Raw genomic sequence first — 24,989 nt, 5'->3', positions numbered from 1 at the left:
TCCGCTAGATTCTGCGATATTTGCAAAATCTCATTTTAGGACTTTTTATGTCGCATAGAAATCTAAAAGTCCTATATTCCCACGATATTTTTTCAATGCAGTTTGTCGGCGGTATTTCGCGCTATATTTTTGAATTATTCATCCGCAATGAAAATGCCAAAATCCCGCTTCTTTACAGCGAAAATCTCTATTTAAACAAAAATAAAAAAACAAAAGATTTTAGAGGCAAGGTGCGCTTAATTAGTGCGCTAAATGAACTGCACGAGCGATTTGTCGCAAAAAATATTTTTGACATTTATCACATTAGTTATTATAAAAAAACGCCAAATCGCCCCAAAGGCGCGGTTTTTATCGTTAGTGTTTATGATATGATACACGAGATTTATGCAAATTCTTATTTTAAAAATGATAGCAAAACCTCCGCCTTAAAACGCGCTAATTGCGAGAGTTGCGATGGGATTATCGCTATTTCTCACACGACAAAAAGGGATTTAATCAAATTTTTTGGCATTGATGAAAATAAAATAAGAGTAATTTATTTAGGGCATAGTCTGCAAAAATCGCAGAATCTCCCGCAAAATCTCCCGCAAAATTACATTTTGTTTGTCGGCACTCGTGGCGGATATAAAAATTTTGCCACTTTTGCAAGGGCGATGGTGGAGATTATCGCCTTTAATCCGCAGATTACGGCACTTTGCGTTGGGACGGAGTTTTCTAGTGATGAAATCAACTTTTTGCAATCGCTAAAAATAAAAGAGCATTTTGTCGCCATCCAAGCAAAAGAAGATGAATTATATAGCATTTATAAAAATGCGCTGTGCTTTGTGTTTCCGTCATTTTATGAGGGATTTGGCATTCCTATTTTGGAGAGTTTTTTTGCGGAGTGCTTGGCGATTTTGAGTGATATTGAGGTTTTTAGAGAGATTGCGGGGGATTGCGCAATTTATTTTAATCCAAACGATGCGCATTCCATCGCAAATGCGATTTTGGAGGGCATTCAAAATGAAAATTTAAAAGCACGAAAAATTTTGCACGCAAAAGAGCGATTAGAAATGTTTAGCTGGGAGAGTGCCTATAAACAAACGATTGAATTTTATAATGAAGTTTATGACAATTTGTTCTGGGGTAATCATTTGCGTTGTTTTGACACAACATTTCGCTCGATGAACCCCCAAGTTCTATCTCGCTCATTTCGCGCCAAAACAACGCAAAGCACCACCGCCATTACTTCGATTGTTGCTTCGCTTCGCTCGCAAAACAAGGCGAAGCCGAAGTTTCTTTATCCAATCCTACGAATTGTAGATTCTGCAAAATTCGCAGAATCTAATAAACAAAATGGCGAAAATATCGCAGATTCTGCGAAATCGCAGAATCTAATGCAAACAAAATTCGCAGAATCTACAAAGCAATCTCAACCTTCCCCGCCCAAAATCGCCCTAATCATCGGTGCTAGCGGACAAGATGGATATTTTTTGATGAAACTCTTAGCGCAAAAAAATTATATCATCCACATTTTCGTGCGAAAAGTGCCAAAATACGAGGATTTGTGCTTTATTCATTATGATGATTTATATTTTGATGAGGCAGATTCTGCGATTATTTATCATTATGGCGATGTAAGTGATTTTAGCTGCATTATTGATATTTTAGGCAAAGTGCGACCAAATGAGATTTATAATCTAGCAGGCATTTCAAATGTCAAAATTTCCTTTTCGCTCCCGCAAAGGACGGCAGATTCCATCGCGCTAGGCACACTTCGCATTTTGGATGCCATAAAGCTGCTAAATCTAAATGCCAAATTTTACAATGCGTGCAGTAGCGAGATTTTTGGTTCAAGTGATGGCGTGCTAAATGAAAACTCGCCATTTAACCCAAAATCCCCCTATGCCATCGCAAAACTATATGCTTTTTATATGGTGCGACATTATAGGGAGGCATATAATATTTTTGCGACAAATGGCATTTTGTTTAACCACGAAAGCGAACTGCGAAGCGATGAGTTTGTAAGCAAAAAGATTATTAAAGCGGCACTAAAAATCGCCTTTGGTTTGCAAGAGAAATTATATCTTGGGAATTTGGATGCAAAGAGGGATTTTGGTTATGCAAAGGATTATGTGGAATGTATGCACTTAATGCTTCAACATAGCGCGCCAGAGGATTTTATCATCGCCACAGGAAGGCAAACAAGCATTAGAGATTTTTGCAAAATTGCCTTTAAAAAAGTCGGCATAGATTTGCACTTTATCGGCAGTGGCGTGGATGAAAAAGGCATAGATTCTGCGAATAATAAAGTGCTAATTGAGGTTAATCCAAATTATTTTCGTCCGCTTGATGTAAAAAGTTCGCTTGGCGATGCCAAAAAAGCACAAAAGATTTTAGGGTGGAATCCAAAAAAGACAAGCATTGAAGCGATGATAGAAATTATGATTAGATATGAAGCAAAGATGTTGCGTCAAAAAATGCAAATTGGGGGGGGGCAGAATGAGTTAAAATTCGCAGAATCTAATCCAAAATTTGCAGATTCTGCCATCGATTTGTCATTGCGAGATTTGCCAAAGGCAAATCGTGGCAATCCAAAAAATCATTATTTAGATTCTGCGAATCGCATGAAAATCGCAGAATCTAGCGCAAAAAATCCCAAATTCGCAGAATCTAGCACAAAAAATCCCAAATTCGCAGAATCTGCGCCAAAATTTTTAAGGTGCGCATAAAATGGCGTATTTTAAAAATCTAACAAAATCCCTGCGAGATAAAATTACGCATTTAATCATCCCGCCCTTCCCGCCAAAGGCAAAAAAGCGACTTTTGATTATTCGCATCGATGCAATCGGCGATTTTGTGCTATTTTCGCCATTTTTAGCGCAGATGAGGGAGTTTTTTGGCGATTATCACATTACGCTACTTGCAAATAATTGCGTGAAAAATTTGGCACTTGGATTGCATAGCAAAAATATCGATGAGTTTATTTTCATCTCGCCAAGGCAGTTTAATCGCAGTCTTTTTTATCGTATTTCATTTTTGCATTCGCTTAAAAAACGCCATTTTACAATTTGTCTAAATCCCATTTATTCGCGCGATTTGCTTTGCAAAGAGATTATTTCCTACATAAATGCGCAAATTTGCCTAACGCCAAGTGGCGATGATAATAATCTCCCACTACATTTAAAAAACGCAAATGACGAATACTACACGGCACTTTTGCCTTGCAAAGATGGCGTTTTGTTTGAATATTATCGCAATGCGGAGTTTTGCAACAATGCCTTTGATTTTTTAAAGCATTTCGCAGAATCCACCGCAAAAAATCCAAAATTCACGCAATCTCTTCCAAAAGCGAGATTAGATTCTGCGCTTTTGCCAAGATTGGAGAGTTTTGTGGGGAAAAATATGCTTGAAAAATTGCGCCAAAATTATTGCGTTTTATTTATCGGTGCATCGGCAAAATATCGCAAATGGAGCGTTGAAAACTTCGCAAAAGTCGCAAGGCATTTGATTGCAAAATACAATCAAAATATTGTCATTTGTGGCGGGGTGGAGGATAAAAATAGCGCGAAAATTTTGGTGGATTTGATAGATTCTGCAAAAGTGCTTGATTTTAGCGGGCAAACCTCGCTAATGCAACTTGCCTCACTTGTGTATAATGGCAATCTTATAGTTAGTAATGAAACAAGTGCAGCGCATTTCGCAGTCTTTTTAGACACAGCGATTATCGCTGTGTATAATGGCAATCATTTGGGGAGATTTATCCCCTATCCAAAAAATATCGCCGCTAAATATTATCCTGCATTCCATCCTTTTATAAAGGCAAATATGCGAAAATACCGCGAGTTAAGCAATGCCTTTGCATATAAAAGTGATTTGGATATAAATGAAATTAGCGCAGAATCTGTGATAAAAATTATCGATGAAATCTATCAAAACGGAGGAAAAAATGAAAAATGACTATTTTAGCGCAAGAGGCGTAGGGTGTGGTGATTATAATGACGCGAAATTGGCGCATTATTTCAAAGAAGTGATAGAAGGTTTGCCAGCAAATGCGAGGATTTTGGACTTTGGGTGCGGATTTGGGCAAATTCTAAATGCGATAAAACATAATAATTTCGCGTGGAACTCGCAAAATGCTAACGGGGGGGGGGATTTAAGTAAAAACTATCAATTACTTGGCATTGATATAAATGAAAATGCGATTGAAGCGTGCAAAAATTTAGGCATTGATGCGATAAAAGTGGATGATATTTTGAAGTTTTCCCCAAAGCAAAAGTTTGATTTGATAATAACTACGCATTGTTTGGAGCATTTGGAAAAAGGGCAAATCATCCCAATTTTAGCGCATTTTAGGGAGATGCTAAATGAAAATGGAAGCATTTTTATCGCTGTGCCAAACGCACAAAGTGCCACAGGTGCTTATTGGGCGTATGAAGATTTTACACATAATACACTTTTTACTGCGGGAAGTTTGATTTTCGTGCTGAAAATGGCGGGATTTAGCAAGGTGGATTTGATTGACAAAGACGCACTCGCTGGAAGCAAGGGAATAAAAAGGATTGTTAGAAAAATCTTTTTGTGGATTTATAAAAGCAAAATTGCTTTTTGGAATAAAATCACAAATTCCGCCTTTCACGCGCCAAGTCCGCAAATTTTTAGTTATGAAATAAAGGCAGTGGCAAAAAAATAATATTAGATTCTGCGAAATCGCAGAATCTAGCGCAAAAATCTGTATAATTTCGCTTTTATTTTATGATGAAAGATTGTGCGATGGAGAAAATTTCAGTAATTACGGTCGTCTTTAATGACGCAAATAATATTATAGAGACGATGAATTCAGTCCTAAATCAAACTTATGGCAATATCGAATACATTATCATCGATGGCAAAAGCACCGATGGCACGACAGAAAAGATTGTGGAATATATCAAAACCATCGCAAATATCACAAAAAATAATGGCGAGTATTTAGAAGCGACAAAAAAAGATAATGCAAATTTTAGTTTGAAGTTTCTCTCGCAAAGCGATAGTGGCATTTATGATGCGATGAATAAGGGCATTGATTTAGCAAGTGGTGCGTGGTGTAACTTTATGAATTCTGGCGATAGATTTTATGATAATAGCGCGATTGAACGCATATTTGCGGCATATCGCGCTGGGGGGGGGCAGAGTAGTATTATTTATGGCGATACAGAAATTATTTATGATAATCTTAATCGCAAAATCCTAAAAAGCACCACCACAAAGCACAAATACCGCCATCATTTCATCCACCAAGCAGCATTTATAAAATCAAATATTATGAAATCCTACAAATACGACACAACCTTCAAAATCGCAGGCGATACGGACTTTTTTACCCGCTGTTATAATAATGGCGAGAGTTTTAGGCATTTTGATGAGATTGTAATATCATTTAATGTCGAGGGGGTGAGTTCGCGTCTATCGTGGTTGATGTTTAAAGAGGATTGCATAATCGGATTTAAATACAATAAATTTTTCCCCTTGCGACATTTTGCGTATTATGTGTTTTGGGTCGTGCCTCGTGTATTTACGCGGAATATCATCCCAAGCAAATATCGCAACAAAGCACGGGTATTTTTTGGTAAAAAAAGACATTAAATATGCTAAAATGGCAAGTTAGATTCTGCGAAAATATGCGAGATTCTGCGATTTGAGTTAGATTCTGCGATTTGAGTTAGATTCTGCGAATTGGAGGCAAGGGATGAAAAAAATCAAAGTGATTTATGGCGATATCGCGTTAAAAATTAGTGATAAAATCTCTAAAATACCGCACTTTAAGTCAAATCCAGCATTTAGAATGCCATTTTGCCATCAAAGTGCGTTTGTCAAAACGGAGTTGCTTAAAAAATATAAATTTGATACGAACTTTAAAATTTGCGCGGATAACGACTTTTTTACCAAAATTTATCATTTGGAAAATGCGAGATTTTTTAACTCAAAAGAAATTGTTGCATTATACGATGGGAGCGGGATTTCCGCAAAACCAAGTGTGATATTTTTCAAAGAGGAAATTCGCATTATTGCAAAATACAATAAATTATATATCCCCATATTTTGCGTAAAATTTCTCAATATGCGTCTAAAATATTTTATAAAAACGCACCTCCCGCAGAATCTAAGCATAAAATTGCAACTTCATATTAACGCAAAACGCTAGATTCTGCGAAATGTAAATTTTGGCGTAGATTCTGCGAAAATATGCGAGATTCTGCGATAAAATTCGCATTTTTCTATTTTTACTTGTTATAATTTTACAAAAAATCGCAAAAATCGGAGGTTGCCTGTGAGTGTTTTGGAGCAAGAATTTATAAAAGCGGTGATTGAGGATAATTCGCAAAGCGTGAAATATTTGATTAAAAACGGCACAAATATCGATGCGGTGGATAGTGATGGCTGCACCGCGCTAATGTGGGCGTGTAAAGATGGCAATTTTAAAATGGCAAAGTTTCTAATCGAAAATGACGCGAGATTAGATATCCGCGCAAATAACGGCTATACCGCGCTTATGTTTGCCGCACTTAGTGGCAATAAAGCCGCTGTTTCGCTACTTTTGGATTTGAATGTCGGCGTCAATGAAAGCGATAATGACGGGTGGAGTGCCCTTATGAGTGCGGTTAGCGAAGGGCATATCGATATTGTGAAAATTTTGGTAGAAAATGGCGCAAATGTCAATGCCAAGCGAGATGACAGCACCACCGCGCTAATGCTTGCAAGCTCATTTGACTTTTTAGAAATCGTCCGCTACTTGCATAAAAATGGCGCGGATATCAACGCCGCTGATGAAAACGGGTGGAATGCGCTGATGTGGGCGTGCTCATTTAACCACCTAAAAATCGTGCAGTATTTAGTCAAAAACGGCATAAACATTAACGCCACGCGAAATGACGGCTATACCGCGCTTATGAGCGCGAGTTTTAAGGGGCATTTTGAGATTGTGAAATTTTTAGTGGCAAATGGCGCGGATGTAAATTCGCATAAGACTGACGGATATACCGCGCTTATGAGCGCGAGTTTTAAGGGGCATTTGGGAATCGTGAAATTTTTAGTTGAGAGTGGCGCAAATGTAAATGCAAGTAAAAATGACGGCTACACGGCTTTGATGAGTGCTAGTTTCAAAGGGCATATTGAAGTTGTGCAGTTTTTGCTAGATTCAGGGGCGGACTTTCGCTCAAATAATGCGTGGAATGCCTTTATTTGGGCGGCTGAAAAGGGGCATTTGGATATTGTGAAACTTTTGCTTGAAAAAGGCGCAGATATCGATGACATCGATAATGATGGCAACTCCGCGCTAATGCTCTCCGCTATTGAGGGGCATTTAGAAGTGGTGAAATTTTTAGTGGCAAATGACGCCTTTATCAACGCAAGGGATTACAACAACGCAACGGTGCTTATGAAGGCGACAAATAGCGGGAATTTGAATTTGGTGTGCTATTTGGTAGAAAATGGCGCAGATATTTTTGCAAGTGATATTGCCGGAAGCACGGCATTTAGCATAGCGCAGACAAATGGTAATAATGACATAGCGCAATATCTCAAAAAAGAAGGACACCGCCAAATGGAGGCGAAACGCAAGCAGGCAGAGAAATTAGCACAGCTTGATAAAATCATATAAAGGGGAGATTGAATGATAAAAATTACAGAAAATTCATTGCGTGATGGACATCAGAGCTTACTTGCTACGCGCGTTCGCACGGAGGATATGTTGGAAGTGGCGCGGATTTTTGAGGAAATCGGCTTTTATAGCGTGGAAGTTTGGGGAGGCGCGACTTATGATACTTGTTTGCGCTATCTTAAAGAAGACCCATTTGAGCGACTTTACAAATTCAAAGAGATTTTCAAAAAAACGCCCCTCCAAATGCTACTTCGTGGGCAAAATTTGGTAGGTTATAGGCACTATGCCGATGATGTGGTGAGAGAATTTATAAAACTCTCAGCGCAGGGCGGAATCGACATTTTTCGCATATTTGACGCGCTAAATGATAGTAGGAATCTAAAAACCGCAATCGATGAGGTAAAAAAGCAAAACAAAATCGTGCAAGGCGCAATCAGCTACACCACTTCGCCCATTCACACGATTAAGGGCTTTGTGGCTTATGCCAAAGAGTTAGTCAAAATGGGAAGCGACCAAATTGTCATCAAAGATATGGCAGGGCTAATCACGCCTTTTGATGCTTATGAGTTAGTCAAAGCGTTAAAAGGCGAAATCGACAAACCAATCGTGCTTCACACGCATAGCACGGCGGGATTTGGATTCGCATCGCATTTAAAGGCGATAGAAGCGGGAGCGGAAATTGTGGATTTAAGCAACTCTGCCTTTGCAAGCGGGACTTCGCACCCTTGCACTCAATCAATGGTAGCCACACTCAAAGGCACAAAATGGGATACAAAATTAGACATTGCAAAAATGGAAAAAGCCGCCGAAATCTTGCGCCGTGTGCGTAAAAAATACAAGAAGTTTGAATCACATTATAGTTTGATTGATACGCGTGTGCTTGTGAATCAAATCCCCGGCGGTATGATTTCAAACTTAGCAAATCAGCTAAAAGAGCAAAACGCGCTAGATAGAATGGACGAAGTGCTAGATGAAATCCCTGCTGTCCGCGCAGACTTTGGCTATCCGCCACTTGTTACGCCTAGCTCACAAATCGTAGGCACACAAGCCGTCCTAAATGTCCTAACGGGTGAGAGATATAAAAGCATTAGCAAAGAGGCAAAGAATTTGGGGCGCGGATTTTATGGTAAAAGTGCCACAGAGATTGACAAAAAGCTAAAAAGCAAACTTGTGGCGTTAAAAGAGGAATTTATCACCAAACGCCCCGCGGATTATTTATCGCCTGAAATATCAAAGGCAAAGAAAGAGAGCAAGGATTTCGCGCTATCGCCTACCGATGTCATAAGCTACGCGATGTTTGAGGGCGTGGCAAAGACATTTTTGGATGAGCGCAATCACAATGCTTTGAAACCAGAGCCAATCGAATCCTTTGAAAATATAGCTGAGGATTTGGCAAAAGAGTTTAAGATTATCGTAAATGGGGAGCAGTATGGCATAAAGATTGAGGGCTCGGGACGGAGCACAAATGGCGTGAAACCCTTTTTCTTGCGACTTGATGGGGAGCTAAAAGAAGTCTATGTCGAGCAGGATTTAGGCGATTCAAGTGCCGAATCTAGCGCACCAAAGGTGGCAAAAAGCGCACCCAAAGGCGCGATTATCGCAAATGATGAAAATCACATTAGCTCAAATATGCCCGGCACCATTCGCAAAATCAATGTCAAAATCGGCGATAAAGTCAAAAAGGGCGATGTCGTGGCGATTGTAGAGGCTATGAAAATGGAAAATGAAATCACCGCGCAAAAAAATGGTAGCGTAAAAAATATCTTTGTGGATTTGGATAGCGCAGTGGTGGCGAATCAAGCAATTATGCTAATCGAATAGGGCGAATCTAAATGCAAAATAAATGCGTTAAATCCATCAAAATTTCGTCATTGCAAGATTCGCGCTCCGCGCCGTCATTGCGAGGCTTTGCGTTACATTCCGTCATTGCGAGACTTGCGAATGCAAGTCGTGGCAATCCACACTCTCCGTCATTGCGAGAAAATCCGTTAGGATTTTCGTGGCAATCCATAAAAAAGGATTATAAAATGAAACAAGGCTTTGTTTATATTTTATTTAGCAAACCAAATGGGACGCTTTATACGGGAGCAACGAGCGATTTGGCAAAGCGCATTTTCGAGCATAAAAGCAAACTTGCAAAAGGCTTTACGCAAAAATATAACATTGACAAACTTGGCTATTACGAAGTTTGTGAGAACATAGAATCCGCCATAATGCGCGAAAAGCAACTAAAATCTGGCAAAAGGCAAACCAAAATTGATTTGATAAAATCACAAAATCCACAATGGGAGGATTTATATGAAACATTATTTTAATAGATTGCCACGACTTGCAAGCAAGTCTCGCAATGACGAAGCAAAAGGCGTGGATTGCCACGAATTTGACAAGTCAAATTCTCGCAATGACAAAAGCAAACGCATTAGATTCACGCAAATTTAGGGACTTTTATGACTTTTGAATCTATGCTTTTTGCCTTTTTGCTAACGCTAATCGCTGGGATTAGCACGGCATTTGGCGCGTTTTTGGCATTTTTTAAGACAAAAGATGAGACGCGCGTCCTATCCTTTGGACTTGGATTTAGTGGTGGGGTTATGGTGTATTTGAGTTTTGTAGAGATTTTGCCAAAATCCATCGACTATTTTTTGCGCATAGATTCAAACAATGCCGAATCGCTTGGCATTTTGTGCTTTTTTGTGGGTATGGTTTTGGCATTTGGAATCGACATTTTAATCCCAAAAGATGTCAATCCCCACGAGCTAAAAAGCCAAAATGAAGTCTATTGCGAACTAGATTCGCGGGAACGCCACATTTCACGCAACAACGCCATAAAACGCACGGCGATTTTTACGGCAATCGCAATTACGATTCACAACTTCCCTGAGGGCTTTGCGACTTTTATAAGTGCGTTAGATAGCTTTGCCTTTGGCGTTAGCATTGCGGTGGCTGTGGCGATTCACAATATCCCTGAGGGTTTGGCTGTGTCTTTGCCGATTTATTATGCCACAGGCGATAAAAGACAGGCGTTAAAACTCACACTTTTATCCGGGCTATCAGAGCCACTTGGTGCGGTAATCGGGTATTTTTTACTTGCGCCACTTTTGGGCGAAGCCACACTTGCCATTAGCTTTGGAATCATCGCTGGGATTATGGTTTTTATTTCAATCGATAGCCTTTTGCCAACCTCCAAATTAAGCACCAAAGGGCACGAATCAGTGGCTGGTGTTTTCTTTGGAATGGGCATAATGGCAATTAGTTTAATACTTTTGGGAGAGTAAAATGCAAAATATTTTTAAAAGCGCGGATTTTTTAGACAAAAGCGCAGTAGAGCGGTTTAATGTAAGCAATGAGATTTTGATGGAAAATGCCGCAGGGGCGATTGAGCGAATTATCGATGAGCGCGTATCTGCGCCAAATGCGCTAATAATTATCGTGTGTGGCAGGGGTGATAATGGTGCGGACGGATTCGCCCTTGCTAGGCGTTTGAGTGGCAAATACAATGTCAAAGTTTTTGCGCCCGAATCGCTTCAATCTCGCACACAAAGCGATTTAAACGCATTGCAAAAAGCGCGATTTGAAGCGGTGGGCGGGAGTTTTGTCGATAAACTTTTTTTGTGTGATATTGTTGTGGATTGCCTTTTTGGGAGCGGATTTAGCGGGGAGTTGGATTCGCAAATGGGCGATTTGATAGCGCAAATGAATGCGGTAGGACGGCTAAAAATCGCCTGTGATATATCAAGCGGACTTTTAGCGACAAATGCAGAATCTAAAACAAAATTTATCGCAGAATCTAATCTTTTCGCAGAATCTAGCGCAAAATCCCACAAAATCGCAGAATCTAGCACAGATTCTGCGATTTTCAAAGCCGACATTACAATCGCAATGGGCGCATTAAAAATCGCGTATTTTAGCGACTTTGCAAAGGATTTTGTAGGCGAAATAGTCGTAGCAAATTTAGGCATTTCACGCGCAAACTATGAAAGCGATTCGCATATCAAATTGCTTGAAAGGCGCGATTTAAAACTCCCACATAGAATCGCCCAAAACACGCACAAAGGGCGATTTGGGCATAGTTGCGTAATTGCTGGGGAAAAAGAGGGTGCGTGTATTTTAAGCGCACTCTCCGCATTTTCCTTTGGTAGCGGACTTGTTAGCATTATTGGCGAAGTGAAAAATCTCCCGCACCACATTATGAATGCCACGCAACTGCCAAATAACTGCAACGCAATCGCCTTTGGTATGGGGCTTGGCGCAAAAATTGAGCGTTATAATTTTGATTTTTTAGGGAAAATCCCATCGGTGATTGATGCGGATATGTTTTATCATAGCGATTTGCGCGGGATTTTAGAAAAGGGCAATTTGGTGCTAACCCCGCATTTAAAGGAATTTAGCTCTATGCTAAAAATTTTGGGCTTTGGCGAATTTAGTATTAAAGAGATTGAGCGCAAAAAAGTGGATTTGATGATGGATTTTTCGGCGCGTTATCCAAATGTCGTGCTATTGCTAAAAGGCGCAAATGTCTTTATCGCACAAAAAGAAAAAATCTACATAAACACGCTAGGGCGCAATAATTTGGCAAAAGGTGGCAGTGGCGATGTGCTAAGCGGACTAATTGTCTCACTTTTGGCGCAAGGATATTCGCTATTAGATTCGGCTATCAATGCGTCTTTGGCGCATTCTTTGGCTTCGCAAAAGGTTCAAAGCGACTTTGGATTAGAGCCTATGGATTTGATAAATGCGATAAAATTATTATAAAGGATAAAAATGCAAAATGATATTTTAAAAATTGGCGACATTGAATTTAAGTCGCGTTTGATTGTCGGTAGCGGGAAATACAAGGACTTTGCAACCACGCGCGAAGCGACTTTGGCAAGTGGCGCAGAGATGATAACTATTGCCGTGCGGCGCGTAAATATCACTGATAAAAACAGCGAAAATCTTATGGATTATTTCAAAGATAGCGACATAAAATTCTTGCCAAACTCCGCTGGTTGCACAAGAAGCGATGAAGCGATTGCGCTTTTTAATGTGGTGCGCGAGGCGACAGGGATTCGCACGATAAAGCTTGAAATCATCGGCGATACCGCAAAAACGCTTTACCCTGATATGATTGAGACGCTTTGTGCGTGTGAGATTTTGGCAAAGGATAATTTTATCGTTTTTGCCTACTGCAACGATGACCCGATAATGGCAAAACGCCTTGAATCTGCTGGTGCAAGTGCGGTAATGCCCCTTGCTGCGCCTATCGGCTCTGGACTCGGGATACAAAATCGCTACAATGTCGCCTTTATCAAGGACGCCGTGAAAATCCCCGTGATTGTCGATGCGGGAATCGGCTGTGCCAGCGATGCAAGCGTGGCTATGGAGCTAGGCGCGGATGCGGTTTTAAGCAATAGCGCGATTGCTTTGGCGAAAAATCCCATTTTGATGGCAGAGGCAATCAAAAATGCCGTGATTGCGGGACGACAGAGCTATCTAGCAGGGCGAATCCCACGCAAACCTTACGCCACCGCAAGCTCGCCAATCGATGGCGTTGTGGCGTGGTAGGGCGGATTTTATGAAAAACAAGTGAGATTCTGCGAAATTTGTATTTTTCGCAGAATCTGTGATTGATTTTGGGCGAGGTTCTGCGATTGATTTTTGGCGAGATTCTGTGAGATTCTGCGTTTTGGTGCGATAGATTCTGTGATTTTGCTTGATTTTTTGCGATAGATTCTGCGAATCGCAGAATCTAGTATGTTTTTTTTCGTCATTGCGAGGAAGTGCGTAGCACTGACGAAGCAATCCACAAGCAGATTCTGCGTTTTTCTCAAAAATCTGCGATTGATTTTGGGCGAGATTCTGCGAAATTGAAGCGATTTTTCTGCAAATCGCAGAATCTAACATTATTTTTTTCTTAATTTTTTTCTTAACATTACCATAATTTTTTTTTAGCTATAATTCGCGCTTAAATTTTGCAACAATTTTGCAACGCAAAAAAAGGAAGCGCGTGGAACTCGCATTAGTTAGTCTATATGAAAATCTGCCCTATCTTGCGGCGTTTTTGGCAGGTATCCTTACATTTTTAAGCCCTTGTGTTTTGCCACTAATCCCGCCATATATGAGCTACATTGGGGGCGTTTCGGTGAGTGAGCTAAAAGCACAAAATCGCTTTTTTATATTTCAAAAGGCAGCTCTCTTTGTGGCGGGATTTTCGGTGGTTTTTATAATGCTTGGCATTAGTTTTAACTCGCTTTTGGGGCGATTTTTAAGCAATCCTATCGCAAACTACATCGCTGGGGGCATTATCATCATCTTTGGGGTGCATTTTTTAGGCATTTTTCGCCTTGCTATTCTCTATAAAACAAAGCGATTTGATTTTGTGCGAATCGCGCAATCTGCCCCATTTTTGCGCATAATTGCGCCATTTATTTTAGGCATAGGCTTTGCGCTTGGGTGGAGTCCGTGCGTGGGACCGATTTTAGGCTCGATAATCGCGCTAAATAGCATAAGTGTGAGCGGTGGCGGAGTTGCCTTGCTAGTGATTTACGCGCTTGGGCTTGGAGTGCCGTTTTTGCTAACCGCGCTTTTGATTGAGCGACTTTTTAGCGTGTTTGAGCGCGTGAAGCGATATTATCGCGTTATTGAAATCATCAGCGGTGCGTTGCTTGTGGGAATCGGCGTTGTGATTATTTTTGGCGGATTAGATAGAATCTCGGCAATTTTTTCGTAAAAAGGGGGACAAAATGAAAATCATAAAAGGCAAAAATCAAAGTGTGAAAATTGAAAATGGCATAATTGTGGGTGTGGATTCGTCCGAATCAAAGGGCAAATCAAGCGAATCTAAAAGTGCGGATTGCGAAGTTTTGGATTTGAAAAACGCGCTAATCGCACCGCAACTCATTGATTTGAATGTCTATCCTAAAAATAAATCGCTCTCACGCGCTTCGATTCTCTCGCTTGGGGAAAAGGCAAAGCGCGGAGGCGTGGGAATTATCGCGCTAAATTCTGCGACAAGCCCCGCAATCGATAATGAAATGGCAATGGAGTTTGTGAAAAATATAAACGCCGAAGTGGCGATTTTGCCACTCATTAGCTCAAATGTAGCGGATTTGGGTGGCGAATCTATAAACAAAAAAGACGATTCAAAAATCTGTGATATTACGATTTTAAACGCGCTTGGGGGCGTTGGGATAAATATCGACAGCGCAAAGGACGCAAACACCATTGACAAAGTCGCCAAATACGCCAAAATGCTTGATATTCCGCTTTTTATAAACGCAAATGACAATTTGGGCGGAATGATAAATTATGGTGAGTTAAGCGCGAAATTGGGCATCCCCGCGCGAAGCCCGCTTAGTGAAATCAAAGAAGTAGCAAAAATGCTTGAAGTGGCGATTTTTTATGATATAAAAGCTGTTTTTAGCGCGATTAGCGAGATTCGTAGCCTTTCACTCATAAATGAAGCCAAAAAGCACAATCCGCGCATTTTTGCCGAAGTCTCCATTCATCATTTGATTTTGGATGAAAGCGCGTGTGAAAATTACAACACTAGCGCGAAAATAAATCCGCCTTTAAAGGACAAAAAGACGCGCGAAAAGCTATGCGAATCCCTGCAAAATGGCGAAATTGATTTGCTTACTTCACTGCAATGTGCGCATTTTAACTCCAAAAAAGAGTTGCCCTTTGGCAATGCGGAGTATGGGATTGACGCAATCGCGCATTATTTTGCGTTGCTTTATAGCAATTTGGTTGCGACAAAAATCATAAGTTTGGAGCGATTATTTGAGATTTGTGCGGAAAATCCTGCCAAAATCTTAAATCTAAATTGTGGCAAAATAGAGCAGGGCAAAGAAGCGCGACTTATGGCGGTTGATTTGGATTCAAGTGTAGCGGTGGATGGCGCGTTTTCGCCGTATAAAAATGCGGATTTGAAGGGGGAGATTCTGCGATTTATTTAACGCAGAATTTAGCAAAATGAAGTTAAAATCGCAGAATCTAGTGCAAATTTGTCATTTTGAGCGAAGTGCAAACAAAGCGAAAAATCTCTTTTGGCTATTTGAGATTCTTCGCTTCGATGGCAATGACAAGCGATTCGCAGAATCTAAAAATTAAAAGGACAAAAAATGAAAGAAAAAATCTTAAATGTTTTAATGCAAATGGGCGATGAGTTACTAAATGCCATCATTGTCGGGTCAAAGGCGATTTTTATCTTAATCTTTGGATGGTGGTTTGCGTATTTTATCGCTGGGCGGGTGCGAAAAATCCTAATGCGCGTTTTAAAAGATGAAATGCTTGCGGGATTTTTATCAAAAATCGCCTTTGTGGGGATTATGATTTTAGTGGTGGTTGCGACACTTGGGACGATGGGCGTTCAAACGACTTCAATCATCGCGGCACTTGGCGCAGCGGGTTTGGCAATCGCGTTAGCGCTAAAAGATTCACTCTCAAATCTCGCAAGTGGCATAATGCTAGTGATTTTTCGCCCATTTACAAAAGATGATAGAATTGAAGTGGGCGGGATTGTCGGCGTGGTCGAGGAAATCTCGCTTTTTCACACTTATATGCGCACAGGCGATGGCAAACTTGTCATTATGCCAAATACCAGCGTCGCGACTTCGCGCATTATAAATTACACCAAAAAGCACATTCGGCGAATCGGCAAAGAGCAGAATCTGCCACTTTTGCAGGGCGATAATATCATTTTGCGAATTGATTGGTTAATTAGCGTGGGGTATAGCAGCGATATTGAGCGCACAAAAAAAGTCATTTATGACGCTGTGGAGGCGACTGCAAACATTGACAATGGCGCAAATGATTCAACCAAAAAAATCTTTGTAGGCGTAAATGAACTTCAAGCAAGTGGCATTGAATTTGCCGTCCGTGCGTGGGTTATCGATAATGGCGCATTTGGTAGCACAAAAAGCAAAATGATTGAAAATGTCAAAAATGCCCTAGATTCTGCGAAAATCGAAATACCATTTAACAAATTAGATGTGAATCTAATAAAATAGGATTATTATGGCGATTAAAGAACTTCAACTAATTGGCGCAAGTGCGGTGATTTCGTGCAATAAGCATTTTGAGATTATCAAAAATGGCGGGATTTTGTTTGATGGGGACAAAATTTTAAAGGTGGGCGATTATAACGCACTAAAAGGGGCGAAAATCAAAAGCAAGTTTTATGAATCCTGCGTCATTACCCCTGCTTTTATCAATCCGCACATTCATTTTGAATTTAGTAGCAATTTTAGCACACTAAATTACGGCAATTTTGGCGTGTGGCTTGATTCGGTTATGCAAAAAAGAGGCGAATTATTTGAAGATTCGCAAAGATATATAAAATCTGCAATCAAAGAAGTTTTGCGCTCTGGCACAGCTTGTGTAGGCGCGATTAGTAGCGTGGGCGCGGATTTGGAGGATTTAAGCACAAGTCCGCTAAAAGTGATGTATTTTAATGAGATTATGGGGACAAATCCCGCGAAATTTGATACGATAAAAGAAAATTTTGAGACTAGATTAAAAAAAGCAAAATTGCTAGAAAATCCGCGCTTTAAAAACGCAATCGCGCTTCATTCGCCATATTCATTGCATAATGATTTGGCAGAATTTGCGCTTGATAAAGCACGAAAAGGCAAAATGCTAGTATCGGCGCATTTTATGGAGTCGCGCGAAGAATTGCTGTGGTTAGACTATGGCAAAGGCTATTTTAAGGACTTTTTTAAAAATAATTTGGGCGTTGAATCTGCAAAGCCATTTTATACAAAACGCGAATTTATGGAGCTTTTTTCACAAGTGCCTACGCTTTTTGCACACTGCCTTTATTTAAACAATGATGATTTTGAATTTTTGAAACGATTGGATTGCGAAATCATCTCTGCGCCACGCTCAAATCGCCTTTTAAACAATCGCTATTTTGACTTTTTTAAGGCAAAGGATTTTAGATTTAAGCTCATTTTAGCCACAGATGGCAGAAGCTCAAATAATTCGTTAAGTTTGCTTGATGAGGGGCGAATCGCACTTTTTGGTTACCCTAAATTTGATGTAAATGCCCTTGCAAAAGAAATCTTGCTAGGAATCACGCGCAATATTGCCAAACGATTTGGTTTCAACAACGGCTCTTTGGAGAAGGGCAAGGCAAGTGATTTGGCGGTATTTTTTGTCAAAGACATCGAAAAAAGCAATCAAGTGGCACTGCATTTCTTGCTCCACGCAAGGGAGGTAACGGATTTATATATCAACGGAAAAAGGATAGACATTGAGAGTATTTAAAAAAATATGGCGATTTTTCGTGCTAAAACCGCTAAATTTCATTCAAAATTATTTTAAAAGTTGCTTATTTATTTTGCTAGTAATCGTGCTTTGTGCGGCATTTACGCCACCGCAAACGCAAAATATAAATTTAGCAAAAATCTATTTAGAAGGTCCCATTTTTAGAAGCGATTTATTTGCCACACAAATCGAATCGCTAAAAAACTTCCCAAATTTAAGGGGCGTTTTGTTGGTTATCGATTCGCCCGGGGGCGGATTGTCGCCTAGTGTAGAAATCGCAGATATGATTGAAGAGCTAAACGCCAAAATCCCCGTAGTCGCCTATGTGCGCGGAACGATGGCTAGTGGAAGCTATTATGCAGGAATGTATAGTCGATTCATAGTGGCAAATCGGGGCGCGATGATTGGCTCTATTGGCGTGATTTTTAATGGATATAATATCGAAGAATTGCTTGGCAAAATAGGGATTCAATCACAAGGACTAAAAGCAGGTGAGTTTAAGGAAGCGGGGACTTTTACTCGCAAATGGAGCGAAAATGAGCGGGCATATTTGCAAAAATTCTTAAATCAGCAATACGCAATGTTTGTAAGAGATGTGGCAAATGCTAGGGCAAAAACTCTTGGGCAAATTGACTACCGAATCTACGCAGAGGGCAAGATTTTTAACGCCTATGACGCAAAAGAAGTGGGGCTTATTGATTTAGTCGGCACACAAAAACAAGCGATAAATCTACTGCAAGAATTAAGTGGCGTTAGCAACCCTGTGTGGGCAAAAGAGGGCGTTATTGATAGCTATTTGAAAAAATTTAGCGCAGAGGCAGTAAGTGCGATTTTTTCGCAAATAAATACCATACGATGAATCTTATTATTTTGATTAGCACACCTGATTCGCGTGGTTTGGTGCATAAGGTTACGGCGAATCTGTTAGAATTTAATATCGAAAAAAACGATGAATTTGTGGATAGGACAAGCAAACATTTTTTTATGCGCACTGAAATTAGCCTAAAAAGCGATGAAAGCGCAGAGATTGAAGCGATTGCAAAAAAAATAGAGGCGAATCTAAATGCGATTCTCCCGCAAAATGCTTTCATAAAAATCGCGCCAAAAAGCAAAAAATCCGCTGTTATTTTTTGCACCAAAGAGGCGCATTGCTTGGGCGATTTGCTAATCAAACACTACAATAACGAGCTAGACATTGACATAAAAGCGGTGATTTCAAATTATGAGAGTTTGCGAAGTTTGGTAGAAAAATTTAGCATTCCATATTTTCACATTTCACACGAATCTAAAAATTACGAAGATTTAATGCTTGAAATTTGCGGTAGATTCGCACCAGATTTTATCATTTTGGCAAAATATATGCGGATTTTAAGCCCAAAATTTATCGCACATTATGAAAATCGCATTATAAATATTCATCACAGCTTTCTCCCCGCATTTATCGGGGCGAATCCTTACAAACAAGCCTTTGAGCGAGGCGTGAAAATCATCGGCGCAACGGCACATTTCGTTACAAGCGAATTAGACAGCGGACCGATAATCTGTCAAGATATTATGCAGGTAAATCACACTTTTTCGTGGGTGGATATGCAAAGGGCAGGGCGCAATATTGAGCGCGTGGTTTTGGCGCGTGCGGTTGATTTGGCGATAGAGGCGCGAATCTTTATCCACAACAACAAAACGATTATTTTTTAAAATTTGCTTAAAAATCGTTTAAATTTATGGTATAATCCCAAATTCATTTTAATTTTAAAGGATTAAATAAATGCGTGTTTTAATCATAGACAACGATGAAACGCTTGGCGAATCGCTTAGCGATGCGTTAAATGAAAAGAAATACCAAACCGACATCGCCGAAAATCTCAAAGATGGCAAGTATTATGTCAGCATTAGAAATTACGACTTAATCGTATCAAATTGGAATCTAAGCGACATAAATGGCGTAGATATTATAAACCAAATCAAAGAAAGAAAACCCAAAATCCCCGTAATCATCACTTCAAGCAAAGAGGATATAAGCATTGAAGTAAATGCGCTAAATGGCGGAGCAGATGACTTTATCCGCTTCCCCTGCGCTAATGAAGTCTTTGTCGCAAGAGTAGAGGCAAGGTTGCGTTCGTGGGGGAGCAATCTAATTGAAATCGATGACTTGCTAATCAACCCCGATGAGGAAAAAATCGTCTATAAAGGACAAGAAATCGAAGTCAAAGGCAAACCATTTGAAGTGCTAACGCACCTAGCAAAGCACAGAGACCAAATCGTAAGCAAAGAGCAGCTTTTAGACGCAATATGGGAAGAGCCCGAACTTGTTACGCCAAATGTTATTGAAGTAGCGATTAACCAAATCCGCCAAAAGATGGATAAGCCCTTGCGAATCTCTACCATTGAAACCGTGCGCAGACGCGGATATCGCTTTTGCTATCCAAAACCAGCGGAAGAGGAATAGTGAGCGATATGCGAATCTTGCGCGATTTACGCAGGATTTAGCGTGAAATTAAAATATATTTTAATAAAAAGGGATATTATGAAATCTACACAAACACTTACAACGCCTTGTTTATGCTGGGGGGGGGGAATGCTTATAACCCTATAAAATGCAAATTTTTTGCATTTATATCTACCATTTTATTATTTACTACAAATCTCTACTCTGCTACACTTTCTACTTATAAATTAGATACTTATGAGCTAGATACGATTTGTGCTTCAAGCACTGATTGTAAAATCGATAAAAGCAACTACGAAAAAGTTGGCTACATACATTTTGGCAATAAAAGTTTAGAGCTAAATAAACTAACTTTTGAAGGCGTAACGATTCTTGCTATGACAAATGAAGGTGCGATTGACATAAAAGATAGCATAAGCGTTAGCGCACTTATAAGTCAGCTATATAATAGGGGCTCAATTTCAACTGCAAATGGCATAACACTAAATCCACAAACTATTAGCGGGCAAACTATTGGTGGCGGAATAGGCAATCTTTATAACTACGGCACAATTAGCGCAAGTAATGGCGTTGCCATAACTATCAAAGATAAAGCACATTTGACAAATCTAATCAATCACGGCACAATCAATGGATACATAAACGCAGAATCTGGCGCAATTCTTGGCAATATCGACAATTATGGCACAATGAATGGTATAGTTTTATCTGCAAATCCAAACTATACGCACAATCTTACAAATTACGGCACAATCAATCGCGTGAATGGACAATTTTATCATTTAGGTGGCGGTGGCACATTTACTATACACGATTATGCTATGAAAATTACCGAAAATGCGGAAACATTTAATAAATACAATGGAGCAAATACGGGCGATAATTCGCATCTTGTCGTGGAAAAAGGCACAAAATTACAATTTTACAATAACGATGGACTCGCTCGTGGGTTTGGCAAGCTGATATTAGAGCTTGACGGAGATTTTGAATACGATACGCCATATTCGCTAGATAAGCTAGTGGTGGATACAGACGGCGCAAATGCGTTAAAGGTTGATTTGTCCCGCTTGGAATTGCTAAACAAAGATATTTTTACGCTTATGCAACAAGGCGATAGTTTTATCGTAAGCATAGGCGGTAGCAATACGCCCATAACCGCCACAAGCAAGGCAAATGTCGCTACTATGAATAATCTATTTTTGGCAAGTGGTGCAATAATGTCAAGTAGTAGAAATAGTGCGCGATATGCGAAAAAAATGGCAAATCGTTCTAATGCGCGAAATGCGTTTTATGCCAAATCTCACAAATCTATCACGCTAAATTCGCTAAAAGAAAATGAAAATTTCTTTTATGATTCGCAAATATTGATTGCAGATGCGAGAGATAAAACAATCGATTTGGCACAAAATAGCACGAATCTAAATGCGAATCAAAGCGCAGATTCTGCAAAAGAAAGCGATAAATATAGTTTTCTTTTTACGCCATTTATAAATCATACTTTGTTTTACAAATCGGGGAATTACGAAGTTTCAGGCGTTGATGGCGGATTCGTAACCGCATTTAGTGGAAAGCTAAATGATAGCAATACATTAGGCACTCATTTTGCTTTAGGCTATGGGACTTTGAGCGATAAAAATGACAAGGATTTTAAATCCACAAATCTAAATTTTATGCTTGGGCTAAACTATCGTTTGGATTTAATCTATGCAATGTTTTTAAAGGCGCGTGGTGATTTTTACTATTTTTTAAATGAAATAGATTCTAGCAGTATCACAAAAACAAAGTCAAATAATCTTGGTTTTGGCGTAAGCGTGGCTTATGGTAAAGACTTTGATTTTGATAAATGGGGCGTTTTAGGAATTGAAGGTGCGATTGATTACAAAGCACTAAATACAGGCAAAGTAAGTGATTCTAGCGTAGGTTACAATAGCGCGTTGTATCACTTGTTATATTTGGATTTGGGGTTAAATTATTATAAATATTTTAACACAGATTTAGGGCTTTGGGGAGTCGATGCGGGGCTTGGGATTCGCGGGAATCTCACTCCAAAGGCAACAAACGGCACTTTAATGGTGGGAAATCGCGCTGTGGATATAACGCTAGATAATGATAACTTTTTGGCTTATCTAAATGTCGGCGGTAGCTATGTATGGCAAGCGCAAAGGTTTGATATGGAATTTACACTGCGCTACAATGGGAGCTTTGGAGATAAAAGCATAAGCAATGGCGGAAGCTTTGAGTGGAGAGTGAAGTGGTAGATTCTGCGAATCGCAGAATCTGTGATTGAAATATTTATAAATTCTTGCGAATTTTTGGTATTAGATTCTGCGATTCGCAGAATCTCTAAAAATGATGAAATATTCGAATCCCACGCACTTTGGCGGGGTTGTTACGATTTTGCACATTCGCAAATTTTGCAAAAAATCTTAAAATTTATCTATTTTATAAGATTTGATTTATAAAAAAATCGCTAGAATTCTCAAATATTTTTCAAAATTTTTAGGGGCAGATTTATGAAATGTGAAGTTATTACTATTGCAAATCAAAAAGGTGGCGTGGGTAAGACAACTACGGCGGTGAATCTCTCTGCATCTCTCGCATACAAGGGCAAAAAAGTCCTTTTGATTGACGCAGACCCGCAGTCAAACGCAACTACAAGTCTTGGCGTCCATCGCAACAATATCGATTACTATCTCTATCACACGCTAACAGGCTCAAAAAAGCTCTCCCAAATCATCGTAAAAACCGATGTGCGAAATCTCTTTTTAGCACCTTCAAATATCGGGTTGGTGGGGTTTGAAAAAGAATTTTATAGTAAAAAAACGCAAGGGCGCGAGCTAATTTTAAAGAAAAAGATTGATGAGATAGTGGGCGAATATGACTTTATGATTATCGATTCGCCCCCTGCGTTGGGACCGCTTACGATGAATGCTTTGAGTGCGTCAGATTCGGTGTTAATCCCCATTCAGTGCGAATTTTTCGCGCTGGAGGGATTAGCGCAACTTTTAAATACCATTAAACTTCTAAAAGAGCAAATAAATCCAAATCTAAACATAAAAGGATTTTTACCGACGATGTTTGCCGCGCAGAATAATCTCGCAAAGCAGGTTGTTTGCGACTTATCACAGCATTTTGATAAATATATGTTTAAAGATATGAATATGCAAAATCTTATCATCCCGCGAAGCGTGAAACTCGCAGAATCTCCGAGCTTTGGCAAGCCGATTTTGCAATATGATATGCGCTCAAACGGCTCTCTTGCCTATCAAAATTTGGCAGAAGCAATCTTGCAAGGCGCGTAATGGCAAAGAAACAAGCACTTGGGCGCGGACTAAGCGCGCTAATTGGCGAGATGGAGCAAGCTTATGAGCAGAATTTGGGCGATGATTCGCAATTAGTGGTAGAAATTGACATTGATTTAATCCACCCAAATCCAGTGCAGCCGCGCAAAAAGTTTGATGAAACAAGCATCGCAGAACTCGCAGAATCTATCAAAGAATACGGCATTTTACAGCCGATTTTGGTTTATGAAGAAAATAATGAATTTTATTTGATTGCCGGCGAGCGCAGACTTCGCGCATCAAAAGTTGCGAAATTGTCCGCGATTAAGGCGATTGTAGTAGATATAAAACCTGAAAAGCTCCGTGAGATGGCGTTAATCGAAAATATCCAAAGGGAGGATTTAAACCCCATCGATTTGGCATTGTCGTATAGTGCGCTGATTAAGGATTATGATATCACGCAAGATGAGTTAGCACAAAAGGTGCAAAAGTCCCGTCCGCAGATTACAAACACTTTGGCACTTTTGAAATTGCCAAAAGGTGCGCAAGATTTGCTAATTAGTGGCAAAATCACGCAAGGACACGCCAAAATTTTGGTGAATCTAAATGAAAAAGATTTAAAAATCGCGCTAGATTCGATAGTAGGGCAAAAATTATCGGTTAGTGAAAGTGAAAAATTAGTCCAAAAAATCAAAGAAAATCGCGCAGATTCAGCCTTAAATAATCGCAAAAAAATTGCCAAAAAACCAAAAAAAGAGTTAGATTCTGCGATGAATGCGCTAATTGGCGCATTTCAAAAGTTAGAAATCATCGCAAAAATAAGGGGCGATTCGCTTGTGTTAAACTTCAAAAATGATGAAAAAATTCACCATTTGGTAAAAATTTTAGAAAAAAATGGCAAATTTAAATGAAAAAAAGACAGAATTTTGTTAGCATTTTAAATTTAAAAAAATACGGGGGTAATTTATGGGCATAAGTTTAAATCCGCAGTTGATGGCGTTAGTGTTTGTGCTATTTATTTTGTCTATTTATTTGCTAAATAAATGGCTCTATCAGCCAATTCTTGCCTTTATGGACGCACGCGATGCGATGATAAAAAATGACTTGGATAATGCAAGTGGCAATGAAAGCGAGATAGCGCACATCGATAGCCAAATACAGGCGATTTTAGATTCAGCCAAAAAAGAAGCATTTAGTATTAAAGAAAAGGCGACTTTGGAGGCAAAGGCAGATTCTGCGAATAATATCGAGCAACTAAAAACTGAAAATGATAGAAAATTAGTGGCATTTTTAGAAGCATTAAATAGCGAAAAAAAGAGCGCGAAATCCGCCCTTTTGTCGCAAATCCCGGCGTTTCAAAATGCGCTAAATGATAAAATAAAAAGTATGTAAAGGG

The 24,989-nt window shown here is 39.6% G+C and carries 25 protein-coding genes; 24 read left to right on the top strand and 1 reads right to left on the bottom strand.

Annotated elements, in window-relative coordinates:
- Positions 1–47: 47 nt before the first annotated feature.
- From ACWIUD_RS04360 to ACWIUD_RS04305, 12 genes are all read left to right on the top strand, one after another.
- On the top strand, positions 48–2,711 hold the full coding sequence (locus tag ACWIUD_RS04360) for a GDP-mannose 4,6-dehydratase (RefSeq protein WP_454147077.1): 2,664 nt from the start codon (positions 48–50) through the stop codon (positions 2,709–2,711).
- 1 nt (position 2,712) lies between these two features.
- Complete coding sequence (locus tag ACWIUD_RS04355) at positions 2,713–3,939, top strand: glycosyltransferase family 9 protein (protein ID WP_454147075.1); 1,227 nt, start codon at positions 2,713–2,715, stop codon at positions 3,937–3,939.
- Positions 3,929–4,672 (top strand): class I SAM-dependent methyltransferase, encoded by a 744-nt coding sequence (locus ACWIUD_RS04350; protein ID WP_454147073.1) that lies wholly within the window; start codon positions 3,929–3,931, stop codon positions 4,670–4,672. The genes ACWIUD_RS04355 and ACWIUD_RS04350 overlap by 11 nt, the downstream gene beginning before the upstream one ends.
- Positions 4,673–4,752: 80 nt before the next feature.
- Positions 4,753–5,604, top strand: a complete 852-nt coding sequence (locus tag ACWIUD_RS04345) for a glycosyltransferase family 2 protein (protein WP_454147071.1) — start codon at positions 4,753–4,755, stop codon at positions 5,602–5,604.
- A gap of 103 nt (positions 5,605–5,707) precedes the next feature.
- Positions 5,708–6,163, top strand: a complete 456-nt coding sequence (locus ACWIUD_RS04340; protein WP_454147069.1) for a hypothetical protein — start codon at positions 5,708–5,710, stop codon at positions 6,161–6,163.
- A gap of 126 nt (positions 6,164–6,289) precedes the next feature.
- The gene (locus ACWIUD_RS04335) at positions 6,290–7,618 is read left to right on the top strand and encodes an ankyrin repeat domain-containing protein (protein ID WP_454147067.1); all 1,329 of its coding nucleotides are present in this window, start codon (positions 6,290–6,292) and stop codon (positions 7,616–7,618) included.
- 12 nt (positions 7,619–7,630) lie between these two features.
- Positions 7,631–9,439, top strand: a complete 1,809-nt coding sequence (locus ACWIUD_RS04330) for a pyruvate/oxaloacetate carboxyltransferase (RefSeq protein WP_454147065.1) — start codon at positions 7,631–7,633, stop codon at positions 9,437–9,439.
- A gap of 11 nt (positions 9,440–9,450) precedes the next feature.
- Positions 9,451–9,933: a GIY-YIG nuclease family protein gene (locus ACWIUD_RS04325; RefSeq protein ID WP_454147063.1), complete on the top strand. Its 483-nt coding sequence runs from the start codon at positions 9,451–9,453 to the stop codon at positions 9,931–9,933.
- A complete protein-coding gene (locus tag ACWIUD_RS04320) occupies positions 9,917–10,057 on the top strand; it encodes a hypothetical protein (protein ID WP_454147061.1) in 141 nt (46 codons plus the stop codon). The genes ACWIUD_RS04325 and ACWIUD_RS04320 overlap by 17 nt, the downstream gene beginning before the upstream one ends.
- 8 nt (positions 10,058–10,065) lie before the next feature.
- Positions 10,066–10,893 carry a zinc transporter ZupT gene (gene zupT, locus ACWIUD_RS04315; RefSeq protein WP_454147059.1) on the top strand — a complete coding sequence of 276 codons (828 nt, stop codon included), beginning with the start codon at positions 10,066–10,068 and terminating at the stop codon, positions 10,891–10,893.
- Position 10,894: 1 nt separating this feature from the next.
- A complete protein-coding gene (locus ACWIUD_RS04310; protein ID WP_454147057.1) occupies positions 10,895–12,370 on the top strand; it encodes an NAD(P)H-hydrate dehydratase in 1,476 nt (491 codons plus the stop codon).
- Between the two features lie 9 nt (positions 12,371–12,379).
- Positions 12,380–13,162 (top strand): thiazole synthase, encoded by a 783-nt coding sequence (locus ACWIUD_RS04305; protein ID WP_454147055.1) that lies wholly within the window; start codon positions 12,380–12,382, stop codon positions 13,160–13,162.
- Here the strand turns inward: ACWIUD_RS04305 and ACWIUD_RS04300 are convergent.
- Positions 13,091–13,501 carry a hypothetical protein gene (locus ACWIUD_RS04300; RefSeq protein WP_454147053.1) on the bottom strand — a complete coding sequence of 137 codons (411 nt, stop codon included), beginning with the start codon at positions 13,499–13,501 and terminating at the stop codon, positions 13,091–13,093. The two genes, ACWIUD_RS04305 and ACWIUD_RS04300, sit on opposite strands and share 72 nt — an antisense overlap.
- Positions 13,502–13,604: 103 nt before the next feature.
- Here ACWIUD_RS04300 and ACWIUD_RS04295 point away from each other — a divergent pair, with 103 nt between their 5' ends.
- The 12 genes from ACWIUD_RS04295 to ACWIUD_RS04240 all read left to right on the top strand — a co-directional run bounded on the left by ACWIUD_RS04295 (position 13,605) and on the right by ACWIUD_RS04240 (position 24,985).
- On the top strand, positions 13,605–14,327 hold the full coding sequence (locus ACWIUD_RS04295; protein ID WP_454147051.1) for a cytochrome c biogenesis protein CcdA: 723 nt from the start codon (positions 13,605–13,607) through the stop codon (positions 14,325–14,327).
- A 13-nt stretch (positions 14,328–14,340) separates the two neighbouring features.
- Entirely contained in the window at positions 14,341–15,555 is a 1,215-nt protein-coding gene (locus ACWIUD_RS04290; protein WP_454147049.1) for an amidohydrolase family protein, read from the top strand.
- Positions 15,556–15,571: 16 nt separating this feature from the next.
- Complete coding sequence (locus tag ACWIUD_RS04285) at positions 15,572–15,709, top strand: hypothetical protein (protein WP_454147047.1); 138 nt, start codon at positions 15,572–15,574, stop codon at positions 15,707–15,709.
- Positions 15,710–15,720: 11 nt separating this feature from the next.
- On the top strand, positions 15,721–16,608 hold the full coding sequence (locus ACWIUD_RS04280) for a mechanosensitive ion channel family protein (RefSeq protein ID WP_454147045.1): 888 nt from the start codon (positions 15,721–15,723) through the stop codon (positions 16,606–16,608).
- A gap of 7 nt (positions 16,609–16,615) precedes the next feature.
- Positions 16,616–17,866, top strand: coding sequence for an aminofutalosine deaminase family hydrolase (mqnF, locus tag ACWIUD_RS04275; protein ID WP_454147043.1), 1,251 nt, complete (start codon positions 16,616–16,618; stop codon positions 17,864–17,866).
- Entirely contained in the window at positions 17,853–18,725 is an 873-nt protein-coding gene (gene sppA, locus ACWIUD_RS04270) for a signal peptide peptidase SppA (protein WP_454147041.1), read from the top strand. Before mqnF ends, sppA begins: the two co-directional genes overlap by 14 nt.
- On the top strand, positions 18,722–19,561 hold the full coding sequence (gene purU / locus ACWIUD_RS04265; RefSeq protein WP_454134106.1) for a formyltetrahydrofolate deformylase: 840 nt from the start codon (positions 18,722–18,724) through the stop codon (positions 19,559–19,561). The genes sppA and purU overlap by 4 nt, the downstream gene beginning before the upstream one ends.
- A gap of 70 nt (positions 19,562–19,631) precedes the next feature.
- Positions 19,632–20,312, top strand: coding sequence for a homeostatic response regulator transcription factor HsrA (gene hsrA, locus ACWIUD_RS04260; RefSeq protein WP_454134108.1), 681 nt, complete (start codon positions 19,632–19,634; stop codon positions 20,310–20,312).
- 113 nt (positions 20,313–20,425) lie between these two features.
- On the top strand, positions 20,426–22,570 hold the full coding sequence (locus ACWIUD_RS04255; protein WP_454147039.1) for an autotransporter outer membrane beta-barrel domain-containing protein: 2,145 nt from the start codon (positions 20,426–20,428) through the stop codon (positions 22,568–22,570).
- Positions 22,571–22,825: 255 nt separating this feature from the next.
- Positions 22,826–23,614 (top strand): ParA family protein, encoded by a 789-nt coding sequence (locus ACWIUD_RS04250; RefSeq protein ID WP_454134112.1) that lies wholly within the window; start codon positions 22,826–22,828, stop codon positions 23,612–23,614.
- The gene (locus ACWIUD_RS04245) at positions 23,614–24,504 is read left to right on the top strand and encodes a ParB/RepB/Spo0J family partition protein (protein WP_454147037.1); all 891 of its coding nucleotides are present in this window, start codon (positions 23,614–23,616) and stop codon (positions 24,502–24,504) included. The genes ACWIUD_RS04250 and ACWIUD_RS04245 overlap by 1 nt, the downstream gene beginning before the upstream one ends.
- A gap of 55 nt (positions 24,505–24,559) precedes the next feature.
- Entirely contained in the window at positions 24,560–24,985 is a 426-nt protein-coding gene (locus ACWIUD_RS04240) for a F0F1 ATP synthase subunit B family protein (protein WP_454147035.1), read from the top strand.
- Positions 24,986–24,989 lie beyond the last annotated feature (4 nt).

The organism is Helicobacter sp. 23-1044 (assembly GCF_053654695.1).
The sequence above is the reverse complement of the archived record's forward strand: the minus strand, read 5'-3'. Positions and strand labels throughout refer to the sequence as shown.

Excerpts from the sequence above, each read along its gene's own strand:
- ACWIUD_RS04360 (WP_454147077.1), top strand. The coding sequence starts at position 48 with ATGTCGCATAGAAATCTAAAAGTCCTATATTCCCACGATATTTTTTCA.
- ACWIUD_RS04355 (WP_454147075.1), top strand. The coding sequence starts at position 2,713 with ATGGCGTATTTTAAAAATCTAACAAAATCCCTGCGAGATAAAATTACG.
- ACWIUD_RS04350 (WP_454147073.1), top strand. The coding sequence starts at position 3,929 with ATGAAAAATGACTATTTTAGCGCAAGAGGCGTAGGGTGTGGTGATTAT.
- ACWIUD_RS04345 (WP_454147071.1), top strand. The coding sequence starts at position 4,753 with ATGGAGAAAATTTCAGTAATTACGGTCGTCTTTAATGACGCAAATAAT.
- ACWIUD_RS04340 (WP_454147069.1), top strand. The coding sequence starts at position 5,708 with ATGAAAAAAATCAAAGTGATTTATGGCGATATCGCGTTAAAAATTAGT.
- ACWIUD_RS04330 (WP_454147065.1), top strand. The coding sequence starts at position 7,631 with ATGATAAAAATTACAGAAAATTCATTGCGTGATGGACATCAGAGCTTA.
- ACWIUD_RS04325 (WP_454147063.1), top strand. The coding sequence starts at position 9,451 with ATGCAAAATAAATGCGTTAAATCCATCAAAATTTCGTCATTGCAAGAT.
- ACWIUD_RS04320 (WP_454147061.1), top strand. The coding sequence starts at position 9,917 with ATGAAACATTATTTTAATAGATTGCCACGACTTGCAAGCAAGTCTCGC.
- zupT (WP_454147059.1), top strand. The coding sequence starts at position 10,066 with ATGACTTTTGAATCTATGCTTTTTGCCTTTTTGCTAACGCTAATCGCT.
- ACWIUD_RS04310 (WP_454147057.1), top strand. The coding sequence starts at position 10,895 with ATGCAAAATATTTTTAAAAGCGCGGATTTTTTAGACAAAAGCGCAGTA.
- ACWIUD_RS04305 (WP_454147055.1), top strand. The coding sequence starts at position 12,380 with ATGCAAAATGATATTTTAAAAATTGGCGACATTGAATTTAAGTCGCGT.
- ACWIUD_RS04300 (WP_454147053.1), bottom strand. The coding sequence starts at position 13,501 with ATGTTAGATTCTGCGATTTGCAGAAAAATCGCTTCAATTTCGCAGAAT.
- ACWIUD_RS04290 (WP_454147049.1), top strand. The coding sequence starts at position 14,341 with ATGAAAATCATAAAAGGCAAAAATCAAAGTGTGAAAATTGAAAATGGC.
- ACWIUD_RS04285 (WP_454147047.1), top strand. The coding sequence starts at position 15,572 with ATGAAGTTAAAATCGCAGAATCTAGTGCAAATTTGTCATTTTGAGCGA.
- ACWIUD_RS04280 (WP_454147045.1), top strand. The coding sequence starts at position 15,721 with ATGAAAGAAAAAATCTTAAATGTTTTAATGCAAATGGGCGATGAGTTA.
- mqnF (WP_454147043.1), top strand. The coding sequence starts at position 16,616 with ATGGCGATTAAAGAACTTCAACTAATTGGCGCAAGTGCGGTGATTTCG.
- purU (WP_454134106.1), top strand. The coding sequence starts at position 18,722 with ATGAATCTTATTATTTTGATTAGCACACCTGATTCGCGTGGTTTGGTG.
- hsrA (WP_454134108.1), top strand. The coding sequence starts at position 19,632 with ATGCGTGTTTTAATCATAGACAACGATGAAACGCTTGGCGAATCGCTT.
- ACWIUD_RS04255 (WP_454147039.1), top strand. The coding sequence starts at position 20,426 with ATGCTGGGGGGGGGGAATGCTTATAACCCTATAAAATGCAAATTTTTT.
- ACWIUD_RS04250 (WP_454134112.1), top strand. The coding sequence starts at position 22,826 with ATGAAATGTGAAGTTATTACTATTGCAAATCAAAAAGGTGGCGTGGGT.
- ACWIUD_RS04245 (WP_454147037.1), top strand. The coding sequence starts at position 23,614 with ATGGCAAAGAAACAAGCACTTGGGCGCGGACTAAGCGCGCTAATTGGC.
- ACWIUD_RS04240 (WP_454147035.1), top strand. The coding sequence starts at position 24,560 with ATGGGCATAAGTTTAAATCCGCAGTTGATGGCGTTAGTGTTTGTGCTA.